The 9,290-nt window shown below is 56.3% G+C and carries 14 protein-coding genes and 1 pseudogene; 11 read left to right on the top strand and 4 right to left on the bottom strand.

Annotated elements, in window-relative coordinates:
• Positions 1–63 precede the first annotated feature (63 nt).
• Entirely contained in the window at positions 64–837 is a 774-nt protein-coding gene (locus AC30D7_RS25910) for a 1,6-dihydroxycyclohexa-2,4-diene-1-carboxylate dehydrogenase (protein ID WP_490135966.1), read from the top strand.
• 29 nt (positions 838–866) lie between these two features.
• Here AC30D7_RS25910 and AC30D7_RS25905 read toward each other — a convergent pair whose 3' ends face one another.
• Positions 867–1,229 (bottom strand): NUDIX hydrolase, encoded by a 363-nt coding sequence (locus AC30D7_RS25905; protein WP_490135965.1) that lies wholly within the window; start codon positions 1,227–1,229, stop codon positions 867–869.
• A 221-nt stretch (positions 1,230–1,450) separates the two neighbouring features.
• On the opposite strand from AC30D7_RS25905, the gene AC30D7_RS25900 reads away from it, so the two are divergent.
• Positions 1,451–1,654, top strand: coding sequence for a DUF2188 domain-containing protein (locus tag AC30D7_RS25900; RefSeq protein WP_490135964.1), 204 nt, complete (start codon positions 1,451–1,453; stop codon positions 1,652–1,654).
• Positions 1,655–1,704: 50 nt separating this feature from the next.
• Here the strand turns inward: AC30D7_RS25900 and osmE are convergent, their stop codons facing one another.
• Both osmE and AC30D7_RS25890 read right to left on the bottom strand, forming a co-directional pair.
• Complete coding sequence (gene osmE / locus AC30D7_RS25895) at positions 1,705–2,064, bottom strand: osmotically-inducible lipoprotein OsmE (protein ID WP_490135963.1); 360 nt, start codon at positions 2,062–2,064, stop codon at positions 1,705–1,707.
• Positions 2,065–2,075: 11 nt separating this feature from the next.
• Complete coding sequence (locus tag AC30D7_RS25890; RefSeq protein WP_019582784.1) at positions 2,076–2,315, bottom strand: hypothetical protein; 240 nt, start codon at positions 2,313–2,315, stop codon at positions 2,076–2,078.
• 91 nt (positions 2,316–2,406) lie between these two features.
• Between AC30D7_RS25890 and AC30D7_RS25885 the strand changes: the two genes are divergently transcribed.
• From AC30D7_RS25885 to AC30D7_RS25875, 3 genes are all read left to right on the top strand, one after another.
• Positions 2,407–3,633 carry an RtcB family protein gene (locus AC30D7_RS25885; protein ID WP_490135962.1) on the top strand — a complete coding sequence of 409 codons (1,227 nt, stop codon included), beginning with the start codon at positions 2,407–2,409 and terminating at the stop codon, positions 3,631–3,633.
• A gap of 100 nt (positions 3,634–3,733) precedes the next feature.
• A complete protein-coding gene (locus tag AC30D7_RS25880) occupies positions 3,734–3,970 on the top strand; it encodes a hypothetical protein (protein WP_490135961.1) in 237 nt (78 codons plus the stop codon).
• Positions 3,971–4,059: 89 nt separating this feature from the next.
• Complete coding sequence (locus tag AC30D7_RS25875) at positions 4,060–4,395, top strand: hypothetical protein (protein WP_490135960.1); 336 nt, start codon at positions 4,060–4,062, stop codon at positions 4,393–4,395.
• A gap of 278 nt (positions 4,396–4,673) precedes the next feature.
• Here AC30D7_RS25875 and AC30D7_RS25870 read toward each other — a convergent pair whose 3' ends face one another.
• Positions 4,674–4,868 carry a hypothetical protein gene (locus AC30D7_RS25870; RefSeq protein WP_081625797.1) on the bottom strand — a complete coding sequence of 65 codons (195 nt, stop codon included), beginning with the start codon at positions 4,866–4,868 and terminating at the stop codon, positions 4,674–4,676.
• A 178-nt stretch (positions 4,869–5,046) separates the two neighbouring features.
• Between AC30D7_RS25870 and AC30D7_RS25865 the strand changes: the two genes are divergently transcribed.
• From AC30D7_RS25865 to AC30D7_RS25840, 6 genes and pseudogenes are all read left to right on the top strand, one after another.
• Positions 5,047–5,241, top strand: coding sequence for a hypothetical protein (locus AC30D7_RS25865; RefSeq protein ID WP_490135959.1), 195 nt, complete (start codon positions 5,047–5,049; stop codon positions 5,239–5,241).
• Positions 5,242–5,409: 168 nt separating this feature from the next.
• The gene (locus AC30D7_RS25860) at positions 5,410–5,715 is read left to right on the top strand and encodes a hypothetical protein (RefSeq protein ID WP_490135958.1); all 306 of its coding nucleotides are present in this window, start codon (positions 5,410–5,412) and stop codon (positions 5,713–5,715) included.
• A gap of 184 nt (positions 5,716–5,899) precedes the next feature.
• Complete coding sequence (locus AC30D7_RS25855; RefSeq protein ID WP_490135957.1) at positions 5,900–6,172, top strand: hypothetical protein; 273 nt, start codon at positions 5,900–5,902, stop codon at positions 6,170–6,172.
• Positions 6,173–6,309: 137 nt separating this feature from the next.
• A pseudogene (locus AC30D7_RS25850) lies at positions 6,310–6,991 on the top strand (SOS response-associated peptidase family protein).
• A 179-nt stretch (positions 6,992–7,170) separates the two neighbouring features.
• Positions 7,171–8,106, top strand: coding sequence for a glycosyltransferase family 2 protein (locus AC30D7_RS25845; RefSeq protein ID WP_490135956.1), 936 nt, complete (start codon positions 7,171–7,173; stop codon positions 8,104–8,106).
• A 283-nt stretch (positions 8,107–8,389) separates the two neighbouring features.
• Positions 8,390–8,965, top strand: coding sequence for a hypothetical protein (locus AC30D7_RS25840; protein WP_490135955.1), 576 nt, complete (start codon positions 8,390–8,392; stop codon positions 8,963–8,965).
• Positions 8,966–9,290 lie beyond the last annotated feature (325 nt).

Raw genomic sequence — 9,290 nt, 5'->3', positions numbered from 1 at the left:
CATCGTTCTTCGCGGGCAAGCCTCGCTCCTACAGGACTAACTGATCTTCGTCACGAGGTACACATGAACAGATTCCACGAAAAAATCGCGCTGATTACCGGTGCCGCCCAAGGCATCGGCCGGCGTGTGGCGGAACGCATGGCCGCCGAAGGTGCGCGGTTGATTCTGGTCGATCGCTCCGATCTGGTGTTCGAACTCCAGAAAGAACTGGGGCGGGACAGCCAGGTGCTCGCCCTGACCGCCGACCTTGAGCAATACAACGAATGCAGCCGCGTGATGCGCACCGCGGTCGAGCGCTTCGGGTGCCTCGATGTGTTGGTCAACAATGTCGGCGGCACGATCTGGGCCAAGCCTTTCGAGCACTATGAAGAGTCGCAGATCGAGGCCGAAGTCCGCCGCTCATTGTTCCCGACGCTATGGTGCTGCCATGCCGCGCTGCCGTTCATGCTTGAGCAAGGCAACGGCGCCATCGTCAACGTTTCATCCATCGCCACCCGTAGCGTCAATCGCGTGCCTTACGGTGCGGCGAAGGGCGGGGTCAATGCGCTGACCGCGTGCCTGGCGTTCGAAACCGCCGGTCGTGGAGTGCGGGTCAACGCGACCGCTCCCGGTGGCACCGAAGCGCCGCCACGGCTGATCCCGCGCAACACCGCAGAACAAAGCGCTCAGGAAAAGCTGTGGTATCAGCAGATCGTCGACCAGACCCTCGACAGCAGTTTGATGAAGCGCTACGGCACACTGGATGAACAGGCCAGCGCTATCCTGTTTCTGGCCAGCGACGAAGCCTCCTACATCACCGGCATGGTCATGCCGGTCGGTGGTGGCGATCTGGGCTGACCCTTCAAGGGGGCGTTGGCAGCGATGAGCTACAAGCGACGCTGAAACGCTCTGACGATTCTGAGCGTGGCGTCGCTTGTGTTCAGGTTCTGGACGGCGTCCAGCGGGTACCAGATACAGTCGAAGATTTCATTCTGTGGCCGAGCCTCGGCCAGGTTTACGACCGACGCCTCGTAGACATGATGTCGGGTGCTGATCGTTTCCAGCTCCATCAGGTACAGCAGGCCGTCGACCCCAAGCCCGGTTTCTTCATAAAGCTCTCTTGTGGCCGCGCCCGCGATGGTTTCGCCAGGCTCGATTTTTCCGCCCGGCAAGGTCCAGCGTCCCCTGGGTTTGCGCACCAGGAGAATGTGCCGGTCCTGCTCGCAAATGACGGTTGCGCGTACTTTCATGGATTACCCGACTGCTGCTTGTCATAAAACAGTCATAAAAATGCAATATTCGGACCGCAATCCGCAGACGAGTCTGCTTCAAGGGTTAGAGTCGACAGGGCGGTTGAAAGTGCAATGGGATGCCGGAATCCTGACGCGACGTCTGGTCGGCACATCAGTGAAGGTCGGGTGTAAGGTAATAAGTGGACTCTGGACTATCACTGCCGAAATGGAGGTGAATTATGAGCGTTTCGATGCTGACCAAAATGCACATGAACGGCTATGACGTACTCAGCGTGAACAGCGGTCCGTGGCGGGTGTGCACCAAAGGTGACCGGCTTGGGTCCTTTGGCAGCCGAGAGGAAGCACTGGCCTATGCGGCTGCGCTTCCCGCCTACAGAGCCCGGTCGGGTAAATCGTCGCGTAGTCATAAATCAGACAAATAGTACACCTGAAGCCCCGGTTCGCCGGGGCTTCAGGTGATAAGGTCGTGGTCTCAGTAACCGCCGCCCATCCCGCCCGTGGTGGGGGAATACTCTCTGGCTTTTTGTTGGACACGACTCCATTCAGCACAAGTCATGAAACTTTTGTGGTCGACCTTGCCCCTGCCGTCGAAACTGACGTTGTACGGCTGCTGATGGCCCGCTTGCGTCAGTTTGTAATCGAAGCAGGTGCCAGGCTCCACCGTGCGATCGGTGATCGATAGCGGTTTGCCGCCAATCTGCTCGACCTGATCCTTGGTCATGCCGGCTTCGACCTTGGCGACCAGCGGCTGGTCCCGGTAAATTTGTGATTCGGTGTTGCAGCCACCTGTCGCCGCCAGCACGGCGATCAGCGCGCATAGAGGCTTGTTCATGGCAGCGCTCTCTAGTGAGCTTTCGTTCGAGTGATGGTTTTTGCTTTCACCTCTTCAGCATAGCCTGCCAGCCGCTCTTCATCGCCCTGGAACAAGGAGCACAGCCTGAGCGTCGCCTCTGCGTCCACATCATTGCCGGCCAGGCGCAACTGCTCTGCGATGCGCAAAAGCTCTACCGCCGACCACCTCAGGTCCGACGCCACACCTTGCAGGTCGCGCCGTAGTTGCTGTTCATATTCGTTAAGCCACATGATGACCTCCTGCAATTCCCCGCTACGAAATAGTAATCCCATTTACCTCGATGGAGCGTTATGTTCGTCTGATCCAAAGAGAGTCGAAATCATGCAACAACCTGCCTACCAACTGCTGGAAGTCGCCAACGGCAAGCCGATCAAACTCTGGACCGAAGGCGTGCCGGTTGAAAGCGAAGCCCGGCAGCAACTGATCAATACCGCGAAGATGCCGTTCATCTTCAAGCACCTGGCGGTGATGCCGGATGTGCACCTGGGCAAAGGCTCCACCATCGGCAGCGTGATCCCCACCGTGGGCGCGATCATTCCGGCGGCCGTGGGCGTGGACATCGGCTGCGGCATGATCGCCGCGCGCACCTCGCTGACTGCTGCCGACTTGCCGGACAACCTGCATGGTCTGCGCACGGTCATTGAAAAGGCCGTGCCCCATGGCCGCACGTTGAGCCATGGTCGCCGTGATGAAGGCGCCTGGGAACGCGTTCCACAGCAGGCCGATCAGGCCTGGGCAGCGCTGAGCCCACGGTTCAAGGCGATCACCGACAAGTACCCGAAACTCGCCAGCACCAACAACCGCCATCACCTGGGTACCCTCGGTACCGGCAACCACTTCATCGAGGTCTGCCTGGACGAGGCCAATCGCGTCTGGTTCATGCTGCACAGCGGTTCTCGCGGCGTTGGCAATGCCATCGGTACGCTGTTCATTCAATTGGCCCAGGCGGACATGCGCCAGCACATCGCCAACCTGCCGGACCGCGACCTGGCCTACTTCAAGGAAGGCAGCCGGCACTTCGATGACTACGTCGAAGCGGTGGGCTGGGCTCAGGACTTCGCCCGGCAGAACCGTGCCTTGATGATGCAAGCGGTGATTCACGCAGCGCGGCAGGTGATCCGCAAACCTTTCGAGGTTGCGCTGGAGGCTGTGAACTGCCACCACAATTACGTGCAGAAAGAGCGGCATTTTGGCGAAGACATACTGGTCACCCGCAAAGGCGCGGTGTCGGCGCAGAAGGGTGAGTTGGGAATCATTCCCGGCTCCATGGGAGCCAAAAGTTTCATCGTTCGCGGCCTCGGCAACGAGCAATCGTTCTGTTCCTGCAGCCATGGCGCAGGTCGCACCATGAGCCGCACCAAAGCCAAGAACACCTTCACCGTCGCCGACCAGATCCGCGCGACCGCCCATGTGGAATGTCGCAAGGATGCGGCGGTCATCGACGAGATCCCAATGGCCTACAAGGACATCGACAAAGTCATGCACGCCCAGCGTGATCTGGTGGAAGTGCTGCACACTTTGCGACAGGTGGTATGCGTGAAGGGGTAGGGATGGAAGGTGCTTCCACTGGTCGGGAAAATCAACGGGAGTGAACAGCTCTGCTGTCGTAAGGAGGTAGTGATCCATTCGCTGGGGCGAGGTATCTCAAATGACGGCGACTGATGATTTCAGACACCATGCGCATGAACTGATCGCAGACCTGGACGCGGCCACCACGGAAATGATGAAGCTGATTTCGGCCCATCAGTTCAGTGGGCCGGAATGGGAGCGGGTCACGAAATGGCAGCATGAAGCGTATGAGCGATGGATGAAGTATCTGAATGCGAGTTCGTATACCGATTCCGGCTCGGGGGCCGATCCGGGGCAGGGCGAAGCCTCTATATAAAAGCTCCCTATAGCGGCATAGCCCAGCGTTTGCTGGATGTCTGCGCAGGCACAGGCTACATTTCCCGTTTTTCAGGATAGGAAAGCATCATGCGGATGTTGATAGCGGGAGTAGCGGTGGCTGCGTTGGCGGGCTGCTCATTGCCCGCATCCCTGGTGCCCGGTGAGCCCAATGTCAGCAAATACAGCGATAAGGCACCCAAGGAGTATGCCGGGTGTGTATTGCCGTTGTGGCATCAGGAGATTGCGGGAACGACACAAACCGCGATTTCCAATGGCTACCGGATCACTGCACCGAGCATCATCACGGCTGACGAAATTGTGGATATCGTGAAGTCGAAGGATGGCAGCCGGGTATCGCTTTACCAAGGGCCACCATGGGCCAAGTCAGGGGCGCTGCGTCAGGCTGTTCGGGATTGCTTGTAACGGTTTCTTCCGTAGATGACTCAAAAATAGTGTGGATATTTAATGAGTTACGAGATTTAGTAACTGGATGGTGAGTCAAAATATCTTGTTACAGATCAATTGATTGGGTAATATTGCCCCGCGTTCACCACCACGGTTTATGCATTTTTAAAGCCCAGGCGTCCATCAGCTGCCTGGGCTTTTTTTTGTCTGGAGTTTGGCGATTGCTTAGAAGCACGCTGCCGGCAAAGCGCCAGCAGCGTCGGTGATGAGGTGGGTAAAGCTATTGCTGCCTGTTGTTATCCGGCCGGATCAGCCTTGCGCCGATCACTGCCAGAAGGATTGCCGGTGTTTATAAGCCTTCTTTCGACCAGGACATTTCGCAGGGCCTGGCGTGCCGAAGGATCCAGTTGATGTTCTCTCTCCTTGAGTTCAAGCAAGATGGGGCTGGACCATCCACGATAGGTTTGCTCGGTAATACGAGTAGGCGTCATCTATCTCTCCCTTGTGAGTCGCCCGACAACACAGTGGGCGACGTCCTGTGCGATAAAAATCCTAGTCGAGGAAACGATTTGTCGCCAGCGATGGGCAGTGCCGATTGTCCTGCACAACGAAAGTTGTTGGTGATTCGGGCGTAAACTGAAAAAGCTACCTCATCAAAAGGAGCCGAATATGATCGCCGACCAAACAACTAGACAGGTGTTGGAGCAAAGCACTGTCTGGGACCAATATTTCTGTGCTGCGCTGATTGCCGAAAGCCATCTGACGGCACCGGTGGTAGGAGAAACCACCCACGAAGACAGGCAAAACATGCTGATTCAAAGGGCCAAAGCGCTTGCCGACAAGATGCTTGAAAACAGAAGATAAAACGGAGCCCGGCCATTGCGCCGGGCTCTTCATTTATCGCCCTTTGACAGGTCACCTGGCCAGACTCCGACTTGGCGACGCGATGGACTGATCCGGTTTTTTGTGGGCGCACGGTTCCTTGTTCGTGGATCGTCTACAGTTGGTAATTCATGGATACGGAGATCGAACATGAAGTGCTTAATTTGTCACGCTGTCTCTAACACTGTTCATGTGGCTGAAGACTGGTCAGAAGTTGCATGCTCGGCCGGGTGTGGACGCTTCCGGGTCTCGGCGAACCTTATTAAAAAAATGAAGGGCCGGAACGAGTCCTTCGACATCGAGCGCACAAGACAATGGCTCAAGATGTCCCGCAATGACGAACCGGTGCCGTTGATATCGCGCTATGACTACAACGTTGCCTTGTTGCATCGCGACACTGAGGAGAAGCCAGTCATTGCGCCGAGTCGCACCAGGCAGCCGCTGACTTCGGATTAGACGCTGCCGAAGGCTGCGTCTTTTCAGCGGCTCCTGAACGTTCTACCGCCATGCAAAAACAAGCAACCTCCTTGGATAGCCCGTGTCGATATCAACATGTCCGCACTACTCGTCACACCTGTCCGGGTTGTCAGCGTTTATGGCGGGCTGAAAGCGGCTATAGCTGAATGTTCAGGAGGTGGCTATGAACTGTCCGCTATGTGGCAATACCAATGCGCTGGAAGATCTTTCGTTCGGGGGTGGATTGCGAATTCATTGCGAACCGTGTGGCGGTTTCTATCGAATTTCATCAACCCTGCATGCCTTGGCGGAAGGAAAGATTTATCACACCGAGCGCGCTCGAGCCCGCCTGAAAAAGAAGCGTGAGACCGGCAAGCTGGAGGATCAAGAGCCGGCGCTAGGCCCCGAAGACAAAGACCTGCTTATCGAGGCCAGGCTAATGAGTCGCGCAATATGAATGCAGTTCAGCGAGGATGCGTTGCGACTTCCGCTGCACATTGCCCAAGCGATACGGTGATTGCTCAACTCGTCGCTGACGATCGGTAACGCGTTTTCTCTGATCTACGCTGAAAACATGGCCGGAGGACTTTCCCCATGTGCGGGCGCCTTTCCCAATACCGTGGCATTCACGACTTTGTCGCGGCGCTGAGCATGCCCAACGCCCTGATCAACTATGCCGGTGACCAGCCTTTCGAGCTCTACAACGCCGCGCCAACCGCCCAGCTCGCCCTTTTTCACCAGGAAGGTCAGTTTCTGCGAGCCGACATGGTTCGCTGGGGATGGCGGCCGCAGTGGGCAACGGATCGTGCCGCGCCGATCCATGCGCGGGTAGAGAGAGTTGCCCACAATCCTTTCTTCAGAGTGATCTGGCCGCACCGGGCGATCGTCGCGATCGACAACTGGTTTGAATGGGTTGACGAGGGTGGGCCGAAGAAACAGCCCTACCTGATCCGACGGAGGGATCGCGCGCCCATGCTCTGCGCCGCGATAGGCCAGTACCCTAACGCCGAGCATGAACCGGACGAGCATGACGGCTTTGTGTTCATCAGCGCCGACAGCAGAGGTTGCATGGTGGATATTCACGATTGGCAGCCGGTGACGCTCAATCCTGAACTGGCCCGGGCATGGCTGAGTCCGGCTACACCGAAAGACCGCGCCGAGCAAATAATGCTGTTGCAGTGGGAACCGACCGAGGTTTTCGAGTGGTTCAAGGTCGACACACCCTGTGAGCAATGTGCGAAATCAGGGAGCCCACCTGATCATTCCGACGGGCTGAATCGCAGGCAACCATCCATCAGCATCCAACGCAAAATAGTTCGATCGGGTCCAGTCTGAAGCGATTAATAAAGGCCGAAGGATTTTATTTTTGGTTTAAAACGCCTCTCTCTTATTCCTGGACATGAAGCGCCGCGCTCAAGGACGTATCCATACGGGCGATGTCCGAGGAGAAAGCACATGTCAATCGAGACCGCTCAATCATCTTGTTCGGTATGTGTAGTCATTCCGATGCACAACGCCGCGAGCAGCATTGAAAAAACGCTGGAGTCCCTGAGCCAGCAAACCCGCTTGCCCGACAACGTGATCGTCGTTGACGACGGTTCCAGCGACCTCAGCCCGCAAATGGTCAAACACTATGCGGCACCCTTTCCCTTGACACTCTTGCAGCAGGTCAACGAAGGGCCGGCCAGCGCATGGAACAAGGGGCTCCTCCATGCCAAAGAAACATTAATCGCCTTCCTCGACGCCGATGACCAATGGCATCCAGACAAACTGGAAAAACAGTTGGCACTCTATGAGGAGCTCATTGGCAAAGGACATCGGGTTGGACTCATCGATTGCTTTCAGTTGAGTGAGTTCAGCGACGGGAAACGGCAGCTGGAAGATCGACGCAAATGCGGCAATCATTTCGCCGACTTCATTCACGAAAACATCATCAACGGAACGTCCGGTGTGCTGGTGGCACGCGAGGTGATTGTCGCCCTGGGAGGTTTCGATCAAACACTGCACTTTGCCGAAGACCGCTTGCTATGGACCCGGATTGCCGAGCACTGGGAGATTCATACAGTGCCGCAGGTATTAGTGAAGCGTGGAGTCAACAGCGACAATATCACCGCGCAACCGCGAAAAAATTACCCGCACAAGCTCAAATTCATCGAACTGTACCTCGCGCGTTATGGAGCAATGCTCACCAAACAGCAGCGCATTCACTTCGTGCTGGCCAATCACGTCGATTTTCTCAATGCGTTTTCCAGACGCGGCGAACATGCGCAAGTCATCAAGGTATTCAGGCGAATGCGTGAGTATTCGTGGCAAGCACTGATTTTCCTTAAGGGCAAACCGACCCTGCGTTATCTCTATGCGCGAGTGAAAACATTATGCCGGGCCGCTTGAACCGTATTTCGGCTGGCACATCCCACGCGGGATACGATCACCTTCATAACCCCAACTCCCGATCAATCACCGCAGCCGCGCACGGGTCACCGCCGATCCTCTCCTGCCAACCAGGCAGCGATGCCAGCACCGGCGACCAACAGCAAACGTGCGAGAGAGCAGGCGTTCCCGGATGGATGGTCGAGTTTGTAACTTGCTAGATACAAATATAAATCTGTATCATTTAGTTTCATGTCAAGGGTGCGAGGGAGTGCATTGCCCATATAAAAATAAGGTCCAGGTAATGCTCAAAATGCTACTCGTGTATGGTCATCTGATTGCCACATGTATTGCTCTGGGGAGGGTGCTGCAGGCAGATCACAAGCTATGGAGCTGGCGTAAGGATGTGTTGAACCAGGTGCAGCGTGAGTATGTCGATGAGACTCAAAAAATCGTCACGCTCGCTCTATTGGCTCTTTGGGGAAGTGGCTTGCTGCTGGTGCTTCAGGGCTACCTCTATGAGGGGAGCGCGTATCTGCTCAATCAGAAGCTCTGGGCCAAGGTGAGCGTTGTCGCGCTGCTGAGCGTCAACGGCGCTTTGCTGCATCGAATCGGTTTTCCGCTGCTGCAGAAGGCCCCCTTTGTCTTGTTACACAGCTGTGCCCGGACTCGCCTTGCACTGTTGGGGGCGCTCTCTATGAGTGGCTGGTTATTTGCGGCATTTCTGGGGGTGGCCCGAGCGTGGAATCACGTATTGCCTTATTTGCATGTGATGGGTGCTTTTGCCGTGTTCTCGTTAGTGGCTTGTGCAGTGGCGTGGATAGTCGCCAGCACAGCGGGCGCCATGGATGATAAGTGGTCGAGCACTGGCAGCGAGTGAAGCCTGATTGTGCCCACTGAACGATGCGCCTCTGCGCGCGGCAATGTGCGCAGGGGCTGGTAGAGCGTGTTCTGATCACCGGAGGATCCATTGGACTTGCTGTTCCTTGAACATGAGGATTCCTGGCCTTTCGTTCACCGGCAGGCTGTTCAGGTTTATTCAGAATTGTGTTCGGGACACATGGCACAACTCTGGATAGAGTTTTCACCGCTCACCCAGCTTTGGCTCTTTATCAAGCACGGAGTGCTAGGCCTTGGTTGGGGGAGCACCTTTTTTGATTTTTCTCGACAGAGAGGATGATGGCGCAAGGAGGCGAAAAGACGGG

Source organism: Pseudomonas sp. DF5 (assembly GCF_058148225.1).
The sequence above is the reverse complement of the archived record's forward strand: the minus strand, read 5'-3'. Positions and strand labels throughout refer to the sequence as shown.